Raw genomic sequence first — 19,522 nt, forward strand, 5'->3', positions numbered from 1 at the left:
AGGTTTTATATATGGAAGCAAATGTAGAAAAAAACGGCGGAGTGTCAACTGAAAAGCCATCCCTTTTTGGAGTGATCACAAGTCCTGGAACTCAATTTGAGAGAATAAGAGAAAGGCCGGTTGTATGGGGCCCGCTCTTGATTGTTGCGGCAATCATCATAGTTGGTGCTGTATTGCAGGGTCTCGGAACGGATTATAGCGAGCTTCTTAAAGCGACGGATACTGAAGGTTTATCGCCTGAGCAGATTTCAACTGTCGCCACTATTACCAAGTTTGGAGCAATGGCAGGTTCGATTCTCGGCGGAATTGCAGCTTTATTTATTGCACCTCTCATTTATTGGCTCTGTGTGAAAATATCAGGAGGCGTAACGACGTATAAGAAAATGCTTTCTCTCGGTCTGTTTGTCTCCTTAATCAGCAGCTTAGGATTATTGATCAACGGAATTGTTGCTTTTACAACTGACACAAGTTCACTTTACAGCATGACGTCACTTGCGGGAATTATTCCTTCAGACATGCCTTTAGCCAATGTATTAAATACATTTGAAATCTTCAGCATTTGGAGCTATGTATTATTAGCGATCGGTCTTCACAAAACGGGAGGCATCTCCAAAAAAGCAGGGTGGATATCCGTTATTATTCTTTTCGTCCTTTTGGTCGCATTTTCGTTTGTTTCAGGGGCGATAAACTCTGTGGCAGGTGCATAAATAGATGAAAAAAGTCTGGATTGGAATTGGGATTGCAGCATTAGTCGCTCTTTTTATAGGAATTAATATTTACCGGTCTGCCGCTCCGACAAGCGGCAGCGCCGGCCAGAAGGTCGAGACGGGCAATCTAGAAGAAAAAAAGATATCGTCAACGGTTATGGTTCCAGGCACACTTAAATTTTCAAATGAACAATATGTGTTTTATGAAGCCGATAAAGGAACTTTGAACGACATTAAAGTAAAGGAAGGCGACAAAGTTAAAAAGGGTACGCCGTTAGTCACTTATACGAACGAGCAGCTTAGTCTGGAAAAAGAACAGAATCAATTGACCTCTGAATCGAACCAGCTGCAAATCGATCAAATTCAACAAAAGCTACAAGCGTTGGACAGTAAAGAAAAAGAACTGACAAAACAGCTTGGAAAGAAAGAAGCAGAAAAACAAGTTGACTCTGAGCGCACAGAGCTTGAAATGCAGGAAAAAACGGCTCAAATTGAATTAAAGCAAACTGAGCTTCAGCGGCAGTCGCTTGCCAATCAAGTGTCAGATCTTCAAGTGAAGAGCGAGATCGAAGGCACTGTGATTTCTGTCAACCAGGAAGCGGCATCAAAAAAGTCAGATATTCAAGAGCCCGTCATACATATCGGCAATCCTAAAGATCTTGTCGTTGCAGGAAAATTGTCTGAATACGATACACTTAAAGTCAAAAAAGGCCAAAAGGTCACACTCACTTCAGATGTCATTCAGGATAAAACATGGAAAGGTACAGTTTCAGCTGTCGGACTAGTGCCGGATCAGCAGGATAACGCCGCGGCAGCAGCTGGCACAGATCAGGCGGTACAATACCCGCTTCAAGTCAAAATAAAAGGTGATCTTCCTGAAGGAAAGCCAGGTTTTAAATTCATTATGAATATAGAAACGGATAAGCGGAAAACCAATACGCTTCCTTCTAAGGCAGTTAAAAAAGAAGATGATCAATATTATGTGTATACAGTAAAGGACGGTAAAGCCAAGCGAGTCGACGTCAAAATCGGGGAAGTAACAGATGATGTAACGGAAATAAAAGAAGGAATTTCTAAGGATGATCAGGTCATTTTAAATCCTGCTGATGATTTGGCTGACGGAACGGAAGTGAAAGCATAAATGATTCAGCTTTCAAATGTGCGAAAAAGCTACCAGATCGGCAGAGAAACGTTTGATGTTCTTCATTCGATTGATTTGAACATCAATCAAGGGGAATACGTTTCGATCATGGGGCCGTCAGGATCGGGAAAATCAACGATTATGAATATTATCGGCTGTCTAGACCGTCCGACTTCCGGTATATATAAGCTGGACGGCGAAGACATCTCTTCTTATAAAGACAGAGAACTGGCCGCAGTCCGCAACAAATCCATCGGTTTTGTCTTTCAGCAATTCCAGCTTCTCCCGCGGCTGAACGCTAAAAAAAATGTCGAGCTGCCGATGATTTATTCCGGCATTGGAAAAAAAGAACGCCAAGAGAGAGCCGAAAGAGCCTTAGAAAAGGTCGGATTAGCCGATCGGATGCTTCATATGCCGAATGAGTTATCCGGCGGTCAGAAGCAGCGTGTGGCCATTGCGAGGGCAATCGTCAATGAACCAAAATTAATTTTGGCGGATGAACCGACTGGCGCGTTGGATACGAAAACAAGTGCAGCGATTATGGACCAATTTACAGCGTTAAACGACGAGGGAACAACGATTGTACTTGTCACCCACGAGCCGGAAGTTGCAGATTGCACGAACCGGGTCATTATGGTGCGAGACGGAGAAATTGTTCCTCCCGGCTCCGGACAAAGGAGCGTGGGGGAATGAGTCTGTTAGAAAACGTCAGAATGGCTTTGAGCTCTGTTCTTGCACATAAAATGCGTTCCATTTTAACGATGCTCGGAATCATAATTGGTGTTGGTTCTGTTATTGTCGTCGTTGCTGTAGGACAGGGCGGCGAGCAGATGCTTAAGCAGTCCATCAGCGGTCCGGGAAATACGGTGGAACTATACTACATGCCGAGTGACGAAGAGCTTGCAAGCAATCCGAACGCCGTAACGGAGTCAACTTTCACAGAAAACGATATTAGCGGATTAAAAGATATAGAAGGGATAAAACAAGTGGTTGCATCGACTTCTGAAAGCATGAAGGCGCGTTATCATGAGGAAGAAACCGATGTAACCATTAACGGAATTAACGACGGATATATGAATGTCAATTCCTTAGAAATAGAAAGCGGGAGAACCTTTACTGATAATGACTTTCTTGCGGGAAAAAGGGCGGGCATTATATCGCAAAAAATGGCAGAAGAGCTGTTTGATAAATCCTCTCCTCTCGGTGAAGTTGTCTGGGTAAACGGACAGCCTGTGGAAATTATCGGTGTGCTGAAGAAGGAAACAGGTTTGCTGTCTTTCGGACTAAGTGAAATGTATGTGCCGTTTAATATGATGAAATCGTCTTTCGGTACAAGTGACTTCAGTAATGTGTCATTGCAGGTCGAATCGGCTGATGATATAAAATCTATCGGAAAAGAAGCGGCACAGCTGGTGAATGACCATCATGGCACTGAGGATTCATATCAAGTAATGAACATGGAAGAGATTGCAGCAGGAATTGGAAAGATCACAACAATCATGACCACGATTATCGGCTCAATTGCAGGCATTTCGCTTTTAGTCGGCGGAATCGGTGTCATGAATATTATGCTCGTGTCAGTGACAGAACGAACGCGGGAAATTGGGATTCGGAAGTCTCTCGGAGCGACGAGAGGACAAATTCTGACCCAGTTTTTAATCGAATCAGTCGTATTAACGCTTATCGGCGGACTGATTGGGATCGGGATCGGATACGGAGGGGCCGCGCTGGTTTCTGCCATTGCCGGCTGGCCGTCATTAGTATCCTGGCAGGTCGTATGCGGAGGCGTGCTGTTCAGTATGCTTATTGGCGTTGTCTTTGGAATGCTTCCTGCAAATAAAGCTGCCAAGCTCGATCCGATTGAAGCGCTGCGTTACGAGTAACCTCATGCATATGCATGAGGTTTTTTTATGTTTGGTGCTTTTTACTATGAATATAAAAGACTTTTTACATTAAGATAAGAAGAAAAAGTCATACAATTGTCCTTATTTTTGTCGAATTTACAGTTTACAAACCCTATATACATACGTTAATATGGAGAAACGTGAAAGATTTTGATAGTTATTGAATGAATTTGAATGATTTTAGTTGCCTATTGTAAAAAAAGCGTTTACAATGAAATTGTATTCAAAATGAATACGTTTTCATTAGGAGGTGAAGCATGCTAACTCCTGAAAGATATCAGTTGATTATTGATCAAATAGAAAAGCGTGATGTGGTAAAGATTCAAGAGCTTATAAATCTTACAAATGCTTCTGAATCTACAATCAGAAGAGATTTATCGACGCTTGAAGAACGCGGTTTTTTAAAGCGTGTTCACGGGGGAGCTGCCAAGCTTTCCGATATCAGACTTGAACCTGATATGCTTGAAAAATCATCCAAAAACCTTCAAGACAAATTGAAGATTGCTGAAAAAGCCGCTTCACTTTTGGAGGAAGGGGATTGCATTTATCTCGATGCGGGCACGACGACTTTGCACATGATTGATTTTATGGATAAAAGCAAAGATATCGTTGTGGTCACGAACGGGGTTATGCACATCGACGCATTGATAAGGAAAGAAATATCTTTTTATCTGCTTGGAGGATATGTAAAGCACAGAACGGGTGCGGTTATCGGAGGCGCTTCACTGATTGCCATGGATCAGTACAGATTCGATAAGAGTTTTCTGGGGGCAAACGGTGTGCATACAGAGGCCGGCTTCACAACGCCTGACCCTGATGAAGCCCTTTTGAAAACGAAGGCTGTCAAACAGGCAAAACACGCTTACGTCTTAGCGGACCCTTCGAAATTTGGAGAAATTTCATTTTCGGCATTTGCCGGCATAGGCGACGCAACAATCATTACGACTGACGCTGAAGAGCTTACATTCGATAATTACCAAGAAAAAACTGTCGTAAAGGTAGTGAAACCATGATTTATACTGTAACACTTAATCCATCTGTCGATTATATTGTTCACGTTGAAGATTTTACTGTAGGAGGCCTGAACCGTTCCGCATACGATACAAAGTATCCAGGGGGAAAAGGCATCAACGTATCGAGACTGCTGAAAAGACATCATGTTCAGTCAAAAGCGCTCGGATTTATCGGCGGATTTACCGGAGAATATATCAAAACATTTTTGCGCGAAGAAAACCTGGAAACAGCTTTTTCTGAAGTAAAAGAAGATACCCGCATCAATGTGAAATTGAAAACTGGTGATGAAACGGAAATTAACGGTCAGGGACCAACGATTTCAGACGAAGATTTCAATGCCTTTTTAGAACAGTTTACATCTTTGCAAGAGGGGGATATTGTCGTTCTTGCTGGAAGCATTCCATCTTCACTGCCTCAAGATACCTATGAAAAAATCGCAGAGGCTTGCAAACAGCAGAACGCGCGTGTTGTGTTAGATATCTCTGGCGAAGCGCTTATGAAAGCAACAGAAATGAAACCGTTTTTGATGAAGCCGAACCATCACGAGCTTGGTGAAATGTTCGGAACGACGATTTCATCTGTTGAAGAAGCTGTTCCTTATGGGAAAAAGCTTGTAGAACAAGGCGCTGAGCATGTAATCGTATCCATGGCCGGTGACGGAGCGCTTCTGTTTACGAAGGATGCCGTTTACTTTGCAAACGTACCAAAGGGGAAATTGGTAAACTCAGTCGGAGCAGGAGATTCTGTCGTTGCAGGTTTTCTTGCCGGTGTTTCCAAGCAGCTGCCGCTTGAAGAGGCATTCCGCTTAGGAGTTACATCAGGCAGCGCTACCGCGTTTTCTGAGGAACTTGGTACAGAAGAATTTGTCCAGCAGCTTCTTCCTGAAGTTAAGGTCACACGTCTATAGAGGAGGAAACAAAAGTGAAAATAACTGAGCTTTTAACGAAGCATACGATAAAGCTTAATATTGAAAGCAAAGAAAAAGAAAACGTTATTGACGAAATGGTCACAGTTCTTGATAAGGCTGGAAAATTAAATGACAGACAAGCCTACAAAGAAGCCATTTTAAATCGTGAAAGCCAAAGTTCAACGGGTATCGGTGAAGGAATCGCTATTCCGCATGCGAAAACGGCAAGCGTTATCAACCCGGCGATTGCGTTTGGGCGTTCAAAAGACGGTGTCGATTATGAATCACTAGACGGCCAGCCGGCACACTTGGTCTTCATGATTGCAGCGACTGAAGGTGCAAACAACACTCACCTTGAAGCACTGTCAAGACTGTCTACGCTGTTAATGCGTGAAGAAATTCGCAAACAGCTGCTTGAAGCTGAATCAGAAGACGCGATTATTGACATTATCAATCAGCATGATAAAGATGATGACGAAGAGGAAGAAGAAGAAACGGCACCAGCACCAGCCGGAAAAGGTAAAATCCTAGCGGTTACAGCTTGTCCGACAGGTATTGCCCATACTTTCATGGCAGCGGATGCCCTTAAAGAAAAAGCGAAAGAGCTTGGTGTTGAGATTAAGGTTGAAACAAATGGTTCAAGCGGTATTAAGCACAAGTTAACTGCTCAAGAAATTGAAGATGCACCTGCAATCATTGTCGCAGCGGACAAGCAGGTTGAAATGGAGCGCTTTAAAGGCAAACGCGTGCTTCAGGTTCCAGTAACGGCAGGTATCAGACGTCCGCAAGAGCTTATCGAAAAAGCGGTGAATCAAGACGCACCGATTTATCAAGGCAGCGGCAGCGGTTCTTCTGCTCAAAGTGATGAAAATGAACCAAAAGCCAAATCTGGCGGCATTGGAAACGCGTTTTATAAGCACCTTATGAGCGGTGTCAGCAACATGCTTCCATTCGTAGTGGGCGGCGGTATACTCGTTGCAATTTCATTCTTCTGGGGTATCCATTCTTCAGATCCGAATGATCCTAGCTACAATACGTTTGCTGCAGCATTGAACTTTATCGGCGGCGACAATGCATTAAAACTGATTGTTGCAGTTCTGGCCGGCTTTATCGCGATGAGTATTGCAGATCGTCCGGGATTTGCTCCTGGTATGGTCGGCGGGTTTATGGCCACTCAAGCGAATGCTGGATTCTTAGGCGGTTTGATTGCCGGATTCCTTGCTGGTTATGTCGTGATTTTATTGAAAAAAGTATTTGTGTTTATCCCTCAGTCACTTGATGGATTGAAGCCTGTATTGATTTATCCGCTGTTTGGTATTTTTATCACTGGCGTATTAATGCAATTTGTAATCAATACACCTGTAGCAGCATTCATGAATTTCTTAACAGACTGGCTTCAAAGCCTTGGTACTGGAAACTTGGTGTTAATGGGTATTATTTTAGGCGGTATGATGGCGATCGACATGGGCGGTCCGCTTAATAAAGCAGCCTTCACGTTCGGTATCGCGATGATTGATGCAGGCAACTATGCGCCTCATGCAGCGATCATGGCCGGCGGTATGGTTCCTCCGCTAGGTATCGCACTTGCAACAACAATTTTCAGAAACAAGTTCTCTCAGCGTGACCGTGAAGCAGGTATTACATGCTACTTCATGGGTGCGGCTTTCGTAACAGAAGGCGCAATCCCGTTTGCTGCGGCTGATCCGCTTCGCGTCATTCCAGCGGCTGTGGTCGGTGCAGCGGTTGCCGGCGGATTAACTGAATTCTTCCGTGTAACCCTTCCTGCACCTCACGGGGGCATATTCGTAGCCTTTATTACAAACCATCCGCTCCTTTACTTATTAAGTATTGTAATTGGTGCTGTGGTTATGGCGATTATCCTAGGTATCGTAAAAAAACCTGTAACTGAAAAATAAGGAAAAAAGCGTCCTGTTACTAAAGGACGCTTTTTCTCTATCTTCTCGCGGCAGCGCGGTTAAGTTATGTATTTTATAATAAATTATGATAAAGTAAAAGAAGGGAAACAACTGACATAGCAATCGTCTAGGAGGAAACACTTTGACCGAAGAAAATCAAACAAAAACTGAAAAAGCGGGGAAGAAAAAAACCAATACGTATTGGGAATGGGGAAAAGCAATTGTCATTGCTGTCCTGCTGGCACTCATTATCCGCCACTTCCTATTTGAACCGTATTTAGTCGAAGGTTCATCTATGTACCCCACTTTACATGACGGCGAAAGACTGTTTGTCAATAAAACGGTACACTATATCGGTGACCTGGAGCGGGGAGATATCGTCATTATCAATGGTGAGACTTCAAAAATCCATTACGTCAAACGATTGATCGGTAAGCCTGGAGAAACCGTGGAAATGAAGGATGACACGCTTTATATAAACCGAAAAAAAGTTGCCGAGCCTTATTTGTCTAAAAACAAAAAAGAGGCAGAAAAGCTTGGTGTCAGTCTTACAGGCGACTTTGGCCCGGTGAAAGTACCGAAAGGCAAATATTTCGTCATGGGGGATAACCGGCTAAACTCCATGGACAGCAGAAATGGCCTCGGACTGATTGCGGAAGATCGGATTGTGGGTACGTCGAAGTTTGTATTTTTCCCGTTTAATGAAATGCGCCAAACCAAATAAAAACGCCTTGCTGGCCTTTGGACAGCAGGCGTTTTTATTTGGAAAAAGAAGCGATCAATGCAATACATAATACAGTGACAAATACTGAACCGATAATGGCCAGCACACTGAAGAAAAGATGCACTTGCTTGTTCTCTTTGCCGCGTTTTTCTAATAACCGTTTAGAGAAGATATGGGAGAAGATATAAATCAGGGCGATCCCGATATATAAGCCGATATCTTTGGCGGTAAAGCCAGTTACGGCAAGGTAAAAGCCTGTAAAAAAGATCAATAAGCAATATTCAGTCAGTGTTAAAAGCCTCAATGTGTTCCTCCGAGTAAGAATGTATGATTTTCCATCTGGATGCATCCTCTTTGCCTTCAATTGTACCACAGCTTTTCCCTTTTAGTGTAGAAGTGTTTCTGCCTGCTTTTATCAGGGAAGCATTTCTCTTGTCTTCCATTCATGGTATACTTTTAATGATGATAGACATGATGGAGGATATTAAATGATTGCTGTAAATAATGTGAGCTTGCGCTTTGCGGATCGCAAGTTATTTGAAGATGTAAATATTAAATTTACCCCAGGCAACTGCTACGGGTTAATTGGTGCCAATGGTGCTGGTAAATCAACGTTTCTGAAAGTGTTATCAGGAGAAATTGAGCCTCAGACAGGCGATGTTCATATGAGTCCTGGCGAGCGTCTTGCCATCCTGAAACAGAACCACTTTGAGTACGAAGAGTATGAAGTGCTAAAAGTTGTAATTATGGGACATAAGCGTTTATACGAGGTCATGCAGGAAAAAGACGCAATTTACATGAAGCCTGATTTCTCGGATGAAGACGGAATTCGTGCGGCAGAGCTCGAAGGTGAATTTGCAGAGCTGAACGGATGGGAAGCAGAAAGTGAAGCTGCGATCCTTCTAAAAGGTCTCGGCATCTCAGAAGATCTTCACACGAAGAAGATGGAAGACCTTGGCGGTTCCGAAAAAGTGAAAGTTCTCTTGGCTCAGGCATTATTCGGCAAGCCCGATGTTCTGCTTCTTGATGAGCCGACGAACCACTTGGACCTTCAGGCAATTCAGTGGCTGGAAGAGTTTCTGATTAACTTTGAAAACACTGTGATTGTTGTATCCCATGACCGTCACTTTTTAAATAAAGTGTGTACACATATTGCTGACCTTGATTTTAACAAAATCCAAATCTACGTCGGAAACTATGATTTCTGGTATGAATCAAGCCAGCTTGCTTTGAAGCTTTCTCAAGAAGCGAACAAGAAAAAAGAAGAGCAAATTAAACAGCTACAAGAGTTTGTGGCCAGATTCAGCGCAAATGCGTCTAAATCAAAACAGGCGACTTCAAGAAAGAAACTTCTTGATAAAATTTCTCTTGATGATATTAAACCGTCTTCACGCCGTTATCCTTACGTCAACTTCACACCGGAACGAGAAATCGGTAATGATGTTCTCCGGGTAGAAGGATTAACGAAAACAATTGACGGTGTAAAAGTTCTCGACAATGTCAGCTTTATTATGAATAGAGAAGATAAAATTGCTTTTACAGGGCGTAATGAATTGGCTGTTACTACTTTGTTCAAAATCATTTCCGGGGAAATGGAAGCTGACAGCGGAACGTTTAAATGGGGCGTAACGACATCTCAAGCGTACTTCCCTAAAGACAACAGCGAATATTTTGAAGGCAGTGATTTAAATCTTGTAGACTGGCTTCGCCAATATTCTCCTCATGACCAAAGTGAGAGCTTTTTACGCGGCTTCTTAGGACGCATGCTATTTTCCGGTGAAGAAGTACACAAAAAAGCAAATGTTTTATCCGGGGGAGAAAAGGTTCGCTGCATGCTTTCGAAAGCAATGCTTTCTGGCGCCAATATTTTAATTTTGGATGAACCGACCAACCACTTAGACCTAGAATCTATTACAGCGCTCAATAATGGCTTAATCAGCTTTAAAGGCGCTATGCTGTTTACATCACATGACCACCAGTTTGTACAGACGATTGCCAACAGAATCATAGAGATTACACCTAATGGCATTGTTGACAAGCAAATGAGCTATGACGAGTTCCTTGAAAATGCTGATGTGCAGAAAAAACTTGCTGAACTATACGCGTAATAAAAAAAGCAGAGAATTCTCTGCTTTTTTTTGTACATAGAAAAGAAAGGGGACATTAACTTGAAATTTTTAATTGCCGGAGCAGGTGGAGTAGGCGGTTATATTGGCGGACGGCTTGCAGAGAAAGGGAATGCGGTGACGTTTCTTGTCCGCCAAAAAAGAGCTGAACAGTTAAAACAAACGGGGCTAGTTATTCATAGTGAAAAGGGTGACGTGTCCTTTCAGCCCGCAGTAATCACTGCAGGAGAAAAAGAACAGTTTGATGTGATCATCATCGCTTCTAAAGCATATTCACTCGGTCAGGTGATTAGTGATGTCAAACCTTTTGTCCACAGTGAATCAGTTATTATTCCTTTCTTAAACGGTTATCGTCACTACGAGCAGCTGTTTACGGCATTTTCGAAAGATCAGGTGCTGGGCGGGCTGTGCTTCATAGAAAGTGCTTTAAACAATCTGGGAGAAATCAACCATACAAGTGCGTCGCATCGTTTTGTGTTCGGTGAATGGAACGGTGAGCGCACGGAACGGATAAAAGAGCTTGAGGAAGCATTTGCAGGAGTGAAGGCAGAGGTCATCATTAGCGGGCATATTGAGAAAGACATCTGGAAAAAATATCTGTTTATTGCAGCACAAGCAGGAATGACAACCTTATTTCAAAGACCGCTTGGACCAATCCTTGAAACAGAGAGCGGGCGGCACACTGCGCGAACACTCATTGGGGAAATCGGCATGATCTTGCGCAAGGAAGGAGTTCCGGCTGATCCAGAACTTGAAGAAGACAGCTTCCGCACAATGACAAGCATGTCTTATCATATGAAATCCTCCATGCTCCGTGATATGGAAAATGGCCAAACGACTGAAGGAGATCATCTGCACGGCTTTTTGCTTGATAAAGCAAAGCGTTTGTCTCTTTCAACACCAATATTAGAAACAGTTTATGCCAATCTGCAAATGTATGAAGCAAAAAAATAAGAAGGAGGCGAAAGCCTCCTTCTTTATTTAAAAAGCCCAATTTCCATTTCTAAAGATAGGTTCTCTTTTTCCGTCTTCAGTAATTCCATCGATGTTCATATCCTTAGAACCAACCATAAAGTCTACGTGGGTAATGCTTTCATTTAAGCCTTCTTTGACAAGCTCTTCGCGAGACATCTGTTTTCCGCCCTCAATGTTAAAAGCATAGGCACTGCCGATCGCCAGGTGATTTGACGCATTTTCATCAAATAAAGTGTTGTAAAAAAGAATATTTGACTGTGAAATAGCCGAATCGTACGGAACAAGAGCTACTTCACCAAGATAGTGAGAGCCTTCATCTGTTTCGACCAATTCTTTTAAAATGTCTTCTCCTTTTTCGGCTTTAATGTCAACAATACGGCCGTTTTTGAATGTGAGCGTGAAGTTTTCGATAATGTTCCCGCCGTAGCTTAGCGGTTTTGTGCTCGATACAAACCCGTCAACCCCGTCTTTTTGCGGCAGTGTGAATACTTCTTCTGTCGGCATATTGGCCATAAATTCATGTCCGCTTTCATTTACGCTTCCGGCACCTGCCCAAACGTGTTTTTTCGGCAGCTTGATTGTTAAATCAGTTCCTTCTGCTTGGTAATGTAAAGCGGCATAATGTTTTTGGTTCAAATGATCAACTTTTTCATGAAGGTTTTGATCATGATTGATCCACGCTTGAATTGGGTTTTCTTCGTTTACGCGTGTTGCTTTAAAAATTTCTTCCCACAGAAGCTGTGTCGCTTCCTCTTCTGATTTGCCAGGGAATACTTTCTGAGCCCAACCTGCTGATGCAGCACCGACGACAGTCCAGCTCACTTTATCAGATTGAATGTATTGTCTGTATGTATGTAACGCTTTGCCTGCAGCTTTTTGGAAGGCGGCAATCCGTTTGGAATCTACACCTTGCAGTAAATCTGGGTTTGAGGATACGACTGAAATGAAAGCAGCTCCTTTTTTGGCAAGCTCTTCTCTGCCTTTCGCTTCCCATTCAGGATACTCTTCAAAGGCTTCAAACGGCGCCAGTTCATATTTTAATTTGGCCACTTCGTCATCCTGCCAATTCACTGTTACATTTTTTGCGCCTTTTTCATATGCATGTTTTACAATCAGACGGACGAAATCGCGTACCTCCGTCGAAGCATTTACCACCACATACTGGCCTTTTTGGACATTAACCCCGACCTCAACCGCCAGCTGGGCATATGTATTTAGTTTCTCTGAAAATGTATCCATCAATCTTTCCTCCTCGTGCTTTTTTCTCATCATATCAAATAATCTCCTATAAAGAAAAGAAAGGAGTGCAAAGAGAAAAACCCAAAACAAAATGGTTTTGGGCTTTTCAACACTTATGGATGATTCATTTTTACAGTACCTTCAGGCGCATGAGGCATGTTTGCCAGTGAAATGCTCATGCCTCCAAGAATGATTCCGCTCAAAATGGCTGCAATCGCTACCCGTCTTCCTAAATCTCTAAGCATCTGTTTCCTCCTTATCGTTTCTCCATTTCCCACAATATGAAGCGAGAGAGGAAAAAAGAAGCAGGAATTTCAATTACTTTCTGAGATTTTGCGAGAAAAGGATTATTTAACCGCTTTTTGGAGCTTATCAATCACCTCTAAAGAACGGCCGGTGCCGATTGCCACGGATTCAAGCGGGTTTGGCGCCACGTGTACAGGTACAACGATTTCTTCTGACAGCCATTCTTTGATCCCGTTAAGAAGCGCCCCGCCGCCTGTTAAAATTACGCCGCGATCGACAATGTCTCCGCTTAATTCAGGAGGACAGTCCTCAAGTGTGGCTCTAATCGCTTCAAGAATATGAAGGAGAGATTCACGCATCGCGTTTTGAATTTCATTTGATTGAAGCATAATGGTTTTCGGTAGCCCCGTCACAAGGTCACGTCCGCGAATTTCCATTGCATCCGGCACATGCTCAATCAATGCATGGCCAATTTCCATTTTAACCTGCTCAGCTGTACGTTCACCGATCAGCAAATTGTACTTTTTCCGCACAAAAGCAACGATATCCTCATCAAGCTGGTCTCCGCCGATTCTGATTGAATGGCAGGAGACAACGCCTCCAAAGGAAATAATCGCGACTTCCGTCGTCCCGCCGCCGATATCTACCACCACGTTAGCAACCGGCTCGTCAACCGGCAAATCCGCTCCGATTGCAGCTGCCACCGGTTCTTCAATTAAATGGACGTTTTTCGCTCCGCAATTTTTCACCGCGTCACTGATGGCGCGGCGTTCCACTGCAGTTGAGCCTGATGGTGTGCACACAACGACATTCGGCTTTCTGAACGACATGCCGATGCTCTTTCCGGCTTTTTTCATGATGTGCTTTAACAAATCAGTTGTCATGTCGTAGTCAGCGATAACGCCGTCCTTCATCGGTCTGACAGCGACAATTTTTCCCGGTGTTTTACCGATCATATTTTTCGCGTCAGTCCCGATCGCAAGCACTGCTTTAGTCGTTGTATCTACTGCGACAACAGAAGGTTCATTTAAGATGATTCCTTTATTTTTGCTGTAAACAAGTATATTAGCTGTTCCTAAGTCAATTCCAATTTCAGTTGATTGAAACATGTTTTCACCCAATCTTTATCCTGATTTTATATGATTCTACATTTAAAGTTTCTAAGAAAAGAAGCGATTTTTGGGGGTGTGCGTCGGGAAAGAAATGTTTTTGTAAAAAACTGCGGAAGGGTGTAACAGAAGTAATACATTTTTCGGTTTTATGGAAAAAATATCTTGCGATTCTTCAAGAAAGCGGGAAACTTTTTCTAAGTTTCGTACGTCTACGATATATTGAGGGACAACCTTGAATATTACATGAAAAAAGAAACATTTAAGGAAGAAGGGTTTTTATGAAATCAATAGGTGTTGTAAGAAAAGTAGATGAATTAGGCCGTATTGTTATGCCGATAGAGTTAAGACGGGCACTGGATATTGCTATCAAAGACAGCATTGAGTTTTTTGTCGAGGGCGATAAAATTATTTTGAAAAAGTACAAACCTCATGGCATTTGTTTAATGACTGGGGAAATCACTTCAGAAAATAAAGAATACGGCAACGGTAAAATTACGTTAAGCCCTGAAGGCGCACAGCTGCTTCTCGAAGAAATTCAAGCCGCTTTAAAAGAATAATATATGTTGAAAAAGGCGGAATGGTGTAATCTCCGCCTTTTTTTGCGTGCCGATTTCTGATTACCGCCGCCTAAGATATGACATCATGAACAAAAGGTAATGAATGATTTGGGATACTTTACATATTTTACTCAATTATTTGTCGAAGAATGGTACAATAAACAGAGAAACACAAGCGGCAGGTGGTCATATGAGAAAATATCAAGCACGTATCATTTCCATTATTTTGGCGATGATTTTTATTATGTTTTGGGATTATTTATTTTATTTTATAGGCAAAAACCCGATTAATTGGCCTGTTGACATTGTGTATACAGCAGTAACGATTTTCAGTGTCTGGATGCTGGCGTATTATGTCGATGAGAAAAAACAGCTGGTCAAGAAAATGAAAGATAATGAATGGAAGTATAAACAGCTTTCTGATGAGAAGAACCGCATCATGGATAATTTACAGGAGATCGTTTTTCAAACCAATGCAAAAGGCGAAATTACATACTTAAATCAAGCGTGGGCAGCCATCACAGGTTTTTCGATCAGTGAATGTATGGGGACAATGTATAATGATTACTTCATAAAAGAAAAGCATGTAGCTGATCACATTAATACTCAAATCAAAAACAAAGCGTCCTCGGGGATGTTTACGGCAAAATATGTGACAAAGAACGGGACGATTTTTTGGGGCGAGGTTCACTATAAACTTTACTATGACCGAGATGAGCAATTTACCGGAAGCCTGGGCACAATGTCAGACATCACTGAGCGAAAAGAGGCTGAAGATGAGCTTCTGGAAATCAATGAACGGCTTGCGAGGGAGTCGCAGAAACTGTCAATCACGAGTGAACTGGCTGCCGGCATTGCACATGAAGTCAGAAATCCTTTAACGTCCGTCAGCGGATTCCTTCAAATTATGAAAACATCATATCCGGATAGAAAAGATTATTTTGATATCATCTTTTCAGAGATTAAAAGAATTGATCTGGTGCTCGGCGAGCTGCTGCTGCTGGCAAAGCCGCAGGAAATTACATTTAAAACGCACCCAATCAATGAAATTTTGAAACAAGTCACGACATTGCTTGATACGAATGCCATATTGTCCAATATTGCTATTGAAAAGAATTTTGGTGAGACGGAAGCCTGTATGATTAAAGGGGACGAAAACCAGCTGAAGCAGGTTTTTATCAATATTATCAAAAATGGAATTGAAGCAATGCCAAAAGGCGGTGTCGTAACGATTTCCACTGCTAAAACAGCTTCACACGTCGTAATAAGCGTAAAAGATGAAGGGAACGGCATGTCACAGGAAAAGCTTGAGCAAATCGGAAAACCTTTTTATTCAACAAAGGAGAAAGGCACAGGGCTGGGGCTCGCCATTTGTTTGAGAATATTAAAGGAACATAACGGGGAATTGAAGATTGAAAGTGAAGCTGGAAAAGGCAGCATCTTTCAAGTTGTTTTGCCTTTGAAATCTGACAGCTGAGAGGGGAAAAACAAGATGAACTCGCTTCTGTTTGTATATGGGACCTTAAGGAAGCATGAAAAAAATCATCATTTGTTATCACAGTCGGCTTGTATCAGTGAGCAGGCGCGGACAAAGGGAAGTCTTTTTAATAAGGCAGCCGAGGAACCTGCGGCCGTGTTTGGGGCTGATGGCTATATTTGCGGTGAGATATATGAAGCAGATGAATCGTGTATACATAAGCTTGATCTTTTGTATCAAGGTTACCACAAGAAATCTGTACATGTCGAAACTGATGCTGGAATCAAGGAAGCACTTGTATATTATATGAAAAAAGATGATTATGCTGACTTTGTGAAAATAGGCAGCGGTGACTGGAAAGAACATCAGATGATCAGCAAATCTAAAGATCCCGTGTACTATTTTGGCTACGGATCTTGTATGGACAATGCCCGTTTTCAAAAAGCAGGGGTGGATCATTATTTTCAAGATCCAGTGGGAGGAGCTGTTTTAAAAGGGTATACAACCCGCTTTACGTTAAAAAGGCCAGACGGCTCAAGAGCGGATATCACTGAAGACGGAGGCACGACAGAAGGGGTTCTGTATCGTCTTCCTTTTTCAGCTGTCACCTATTTGTATAAAAGGGAAGGGGTTGAATCTCTTACCTATCGGCCGGCATTTGTAGACGTTGAAGCAGGGGGAAAGCTCTATACCGATTGTTTAACCTTTCTCGTCCTCCGAAAAGAAGCAGAAACAGCACCTCCTCAGCATTATCAAATCGAGATTGAACGGGGAGCGGAGCTTTATTTGACCCCGGGCTTTACTGAACGGCTTAAGCAGCATATGAATTCGCTGCCAAAAGGTTGATGAAATTAACACTGCTTCAAAAGAATATGTTAAAATTTGATCAATATGATGTTAGGTAAAGGAGCACCACTATGAAAAAAGAATTTGCCGTAATTGGTCTCGGCCGTTTTGGTGGAAGTATATGCAAAGCATTGAGCGAAGAGGGCGTCGAGGTCATGGCGATGGATATTGATGAAGATAAAGTTAACGAGTATGCCAAGATTGCATCACATGCCGTCATCGGAGACTCGACCGACGAATCTGTTCTGAAAAATTTAGGTTTGAGGAATTTTGACCACGTCATTGTTGCGATCGGTGAAAATATTCAGGCGAGTATATTAACAACTCTGATCCTCAAAGAACTGGGTGTCAATACGATTACAGTTAAGGCTCAGAACGATTATCATGAAAAAGTGCTGTCCAAAATCGGCGCGGATCACATTGTCCACCCGGAACGTGATATGGCAAAAAGAATTGCGCATAATATCGTTTCCAACAATGTACTTGATTATTTGGAGCTGTCAGAAGAGCATAGTCTCGTCGAGATCGTGGCCAACAGCCGTCTTGCCGGAAACACTCTTCTCGATTTAGATATACGGGCGAAATACGGTATTAATATTGTAGCGATTAAAAGGGGCAAGGAAGTCATCGTGTCGCCGCTTGCGACTGAAGTGATACATCAAGAAGATATTCTCATCGTCATTGGATCGGTTACGGATATTTCACGTTTTGAGAAAAGAGTTCTTCATACGAAATAGAAGAAATATAAGCCGTCCTTAGGGACGGTTTTTTCATATTATCAGAATATAACAACTTTAATGAACTAAGCGCCAATTTACTAAAATTTTATTGACTACGGATAAGCGTTCCGATAGCATATTGTACCATATAAATAAAAAAGAGGAGGGGGCCATTTGAATAAAGAAGCGCTGGTCAAAAGGCTGAATGCTTCAGCCCGCAGACAAAAAGCTGACATCGTCATTAAGAACGGGAAAATCATGGACGTATATAATCATGAGTGGATTTATGAAGATATTGCGATAACAGACGGAGTTATTGTAGGCCTCGGCCTGTATGAAGGTGAAGAAACCATTGATGCAGAGGGGCAAGTCATTGTGCCGGGATTTATTGATGGTCATGTACATATTGAGTCATCAATGGTGACACCGATCGAGTTTGCAAAAGCCGTATTGCCGAATGGCGTGACGACCATCATTACCGATCCGCATGAAATAGCGAACGTGTCCGGTCAGGAAGGGATCAAATTTATGATTGAACAGGCTCGCCAAACACCGCTGAATATCCATTTTATGCTTCCCTCCAGTGTGCCTGCCGCCAGCTTTGAGAGATCCGGTGCGGTACTTCAGGCGGCCGATTTGAAGCCATTTTACGAAGAGAAAGAGGTATTGGGTCTGGCTGAAGTGATGGATTATGTATCGGTTGAGCAGGGTGAAGCAGACATGGTTAATAAGCTGTTTGATGCCCGGAGCGCGGGGAAACGGATTGACGGACATTTAGCAGGCTTGTCAACTGATCTCATCAATATTTACAGAACCGCTTTTGTCTTGACCGATCATGAGGTAACGACGAAGGAAGAAGCGCTGGATCGTATCAGAAGAGGAATGTACGTCATGATGCGAGAAGGGTCAGTCGCCAAAAATACAATGAAAGTGCTGCCGGCTGTTAATGAAAAGAATGCGCGCCGTTTCTTTTTCTGTACTGATGATAAACACGTAGATGATTTATTGTCAGAGGGAAGTGTGAATCATCAGGTGAAAATGGCTATTCAAGCAGGTCTCGATCCGTTTTTGGCATACCAATTAGGAAGCCTGAATGCAGCGGAATGCTACGGACTAGATACAAAGGGAGCGGTTGCTCCGGGATTTGACGCCGATTTGCTCTTTATTTCAGATGTGGAAAATGTCACTGTCACAAAGACGTTGGTAAAAGGACAAACTGTTGCTGAAGATAATAAAGCAGTCTGTCAGGCACAAGCTCATACGCTAACACCAGATCCGGCGCTGCTTCATTCCGTTAACCTTGCTGCTCCTCTTTCCGAACAGGATTTTCATATGCCAATTGATCCCCAGCAGCAGATGAATGTCATTCAAATCATACCAAATCAGCTTGAAACACGCCTGGTGAGTGTTCCGGCTCCGGAAGCATCCATTTTTCAGCCTGACATCGATCTTGACTTGTTAAAGATTGCAGTCGTCGAACGGCATAAGGGATTAAAAGAAACGGGACTTGGTATTGTGAAAGGATTTGGTTTGAAAAGCGGGGCGATTGCAACAACGATTTCACACGATTCGCATAATATCATTGCCGTGGGGACAAATGACACCGATATCGCAGCCGCAGTTAATAAGCTGCAGGAAATTGGCGGCGGATTAACAGTTATAAAAGACGGGGAAGAACTTCACTCGGTTGCTCTGCCGATTGCGGGGTTATTATCCGACCAATCTGCAGAATTGGTGAATCAAAGCTTAATGACGCTTCATGAAAAGCTCTCATTCATCGGTTTCAAAGACCGGTTTAACCCATTTTTGACGCTTTCATTTTTGGCTTTGCCTGTCATTCCTGACATCAAAATGACGACAACAGGGTTGTTTGATGTAAAGTCATTTCAGCATATAGCACTGCAATAAAAAA

The 19,522-nt window shown here is 42.7% G+C and carries 19 protein-coding genes; 15 read left to right on the forward strand and 4 right to left on the reverse strand.

Going from position 1 to position 19,522, the window contains the following annotated elements:
• Nucleotides 1–11 precede the first annotated feature (11 nt).
• From yknW to lepB, 8 genes are all read left to right on the forward strand, one after another.
• Nucleotides 12–707, forward strand: coding sequence for a toxin SDP protection protein YknW (gene yknW, locus NSS75_RS08050; protein WP_024121240.1), 696 nt, complete (start codon nucleotides 12–14; stop codon nucleotides 705–707).
• A gap of 4 nt (nucleotides 708–711) precedes the next feature.
• Complete coding sequence (locus NSS75_RS08055) at nucleotides 712–1,848, forward strand: efflux RND transporter periplasmic adaptor subunit (RefSeq protein ID WP_024121241.1); 1,137 nt, start codon at nucleotides 712–714, stop codon at nucleotides 1,846–1,848.
• Entirely contained in the window at nucleotides 1,849–2,541 is a 693-nt protein-coding gene (locus tag NSS75_RS08060; protein WP_024121242.1) for an ABC transporter ATP-binding protein, read from the forward strand.
• On the forward strand, nucleotides 2,538–3,731 hold the full coding sequence (skiZ, locus tag NSS75_RS08065) for a sporulation-delaying-protein transporter subunit SkiZ (RefSeq protein ID WP_059352849.1): 1,194 nt from the start codon (nucleotides 2,538–2,540) through the stop codon (nucleotides 3,729–3,731). The genes NSS75_RS08060 and skiZ overlap by 4 nt, the downstream gene beginning before the upstream one ends.
• A 278-nt stretch (nucleotides 3,732–4,009) precedes the next feature.
• Complete coding sequence (locus NSS75_RS08070) at nucleotides 4,010–4,765, forward strand: DeoR/GlpR family DNA-binding transcription regulator (protein WP_024121244.1); 756 nt, start codon at nucleotides 4,010–4,012, stop codon at nucleotides 4,763–4,765.
• The gene (gene pfkB, locus NSS75_RS08075) at nucleotides 4,762–5,673 is read left to right on the forward strand and encodes a 1-phosphofructokinase (RefSeq protein ID WP_101860676.1); all 912 of its coding nucleotides are present in this window, start codon (nucleotides 4,762–4,764) and stop codon (nucleotides 5,671–5,673) included. Before NSS75_RS08070 ends, pfkB begins: the two co-directional genes overlap by 4 nt.
• 14 nt (nucleotides 5,674–5,687) lie before the next feature.
• Nucleotides 5,688–7,589 (forward strand): PTS fructose transporter subunit IIABC, encoded by a 1,902-nt coding sequence (locus NSS75_RS08080; RefSeq protein WP_198097619.1) that lies wholly within the window; start codon nucleotides 5,688–5,690, stop codon nucleotides 7,587–7,589.
• 142 nt (nucleotides 7,590–7,731) lie between these two features.
• Nucleotides 7,732–8,313, forward strand: coding sequence for a signal peptidase I (gene lepB / locus NSS75_RS08085; RefSeq protein ID WP_213418590.1), 582 nt, complete (start codon nucleotides 7,732–7,734; stop codon nucleotides 8,311–8,313).
• A 34-nt stretch (nucleotides 8,314–8,347) separates the two neighbouring features.
• Here lepB and NSS75_RS08090 read toward each other — a convergent pair whose 3' ends face one another.
• Entirely contained in the window at nucleotides 8,348–8,617 is a 270-nt protein-coding gene (locus NSS75_RS08090) for a hypothetical protein (protein WP_268522373.1), read from the reverse strand.
• Nucleotides 8,618–8,801: 184 nt separating this feature from the next.
• Here NSS75_RS08090 and NSS75_RS08095 point away from each other — a divergent pair, with 184 nt between their 5' ends.
• Nucleotides 8,802–10,421: an ATP-binding cassette domain-containing protein gene (locus NSS75_RS08095; RefSeq protein ID WP_024121248.1), complete on the forward strand. Its 1,620-nt coding sequence runs from the start codon at nucleotides 8,802–8,804 to the stop codon at nucleotides 10,419–10,421.
• Between the two features lie 60 nt (nucleotides 10,422–10,481).
• Nucleotides 10,482–11,393 (forward strand): ketopantoate reductase family protein, encoded by a 912-nt coding sequence (locus NSS75_RS08100; RefSeq protein WP_268498072.1) that lies wholly within the window; start codon nucleotides 10,482–10,484, stop codon nucleotides 11,391–11,393.
• A 27-nt stretch (nucleotides 11,394–11,420) separates the two neighbouring features.
• On the opposite strand, the gene NSS75_RS08105 is transcribed toward NSS75_RS08100, so the two are convergent.
• The 3 genes from NSS75_RS08105 to mreBH form a co-directional block, all read right to left on the reverse strand.
• Complete coding sequence (locus NSS75_RS08105; RefSeq protein ID WP_024121250.1) at nucleotides 11,421–12,653, reverse strand: aminopeptidase; 1,233 nt, start codon at nucleotides 12,651–12,653, stop codon at nucleotides 11,421–11,423.
• Nucleotides 12,654–12,766: 113 nt separating this feature from the next.
• Nucleotides 12,767–12,898 (reverse strand): protein YkpC, encoded by a 132-nt coding sequence (locus tag NSS75_RS08110; protein ID WP_024121251.1) that lies wholly within the window; start codon nucleotides 12,896–12,898, stop codon nucleotides 12,767–12,769.
• A 102-nt stretch (nucleotides 12,899–13,000) separates the two neighbouring features.
• Complete coding sequence (gene mreBH, locus NSS75_RS08115) at nucleotides 13,001–14,008, reverse strand: cell shape-determining protein MreBH (RefSeq protein ID WP_024121252.1); 1,008 nt, start codon at nucleotides 14,006–14,008, stop codon at nucleotides 13,001–13,003.
• 281 nt (nucleotides 14,009–14,289) lie between these two features.
• Here mreBH and abhA point away from each other — a divergent pair, with 281 nt between their 5' ends.
• The 5 genes from abhA to ade all read left to right on the forward strand — a co-directional run bounded on the left by abhA (nucleotide 14,290) and on the right by ade (nucleotide 19,518).
• On the forward strand, nucleotides 14,290–14,568 hold the full coding sequence (gene abhA, locus NSS75_RS08120) for a transcriptional regulator AbhA (RefSeq protein WP_024121253.1): 279 nt from the start codon (nucleotides 14,290–14,292) through the stop codon (nucleotides 14,566–14,568).
• A 190-nt stretch (nucleotides 14,569–14,758) separates the two neighbouring features.
• Nucleotides 14,759–16,045, forward strand: coding sequence for a two-component sensor histidine kinase KinC (kinC, locus tag NSS75_RS08125; RefSeq protein ID WP_095714715.1), 1,287 nt, complete (start codon nucleotides 14,759–14,761; stop codon nucleotides 16,043–16,045).
• Between the two features lie 15 nt (nucleotides 16,046–16,060).
• Complete coding sequence (locus tag NSS75_RS08130; RefSeq protein ID WP_339236910.1) at nucleotides 16,061–16,891, forward strand: gamma-glutamylcyclotransferase; 831 nt, start codon at nucleotides 16,061–16,063, stop codon at nucleotides 16,889–16,891.
• A 71-nt stretch (nucleotides 16,892–16,962) separates the two neighbouring features.
• On the forward strand, nucleotides 16,963–17,628 hold the full coding sequence (ktrC, locus tag NSS75_RS08135) for a Ktr system potassium transporter KtrC (protein ID WP_010334094.1): 666 nt from the start codon (nucleotides 16,963–16,965) through the stop codon (nucleotides 17,626–17,628).
• A 156-nt stretch (nucleotides 17,629–17,784) separates the two neighbouring features.
• Nucleotides 17,785–19,518, forward strand: coding sequence for an adenine deaminase (gene ade / locus NSS75_RS08140; protein ID WP_339236913.1), 1,734 nt, complete (start codon nucleotides 17,785–17,787; stop codon nucleotides 19,516–19,518).
• Nucleotides 19,519–19,522 lie beyond the last annotated feature (4 nt).

Source organism: Bacillus sp. FSL K6-1012, assembly GCF_037964915.1.
Taxonomy (GTDB): domain Bacteria; phylum Bacillota; class Bacilli; order Bacillales; family Bacillaceae; genus Bacillus; species Bacillus halotolerans.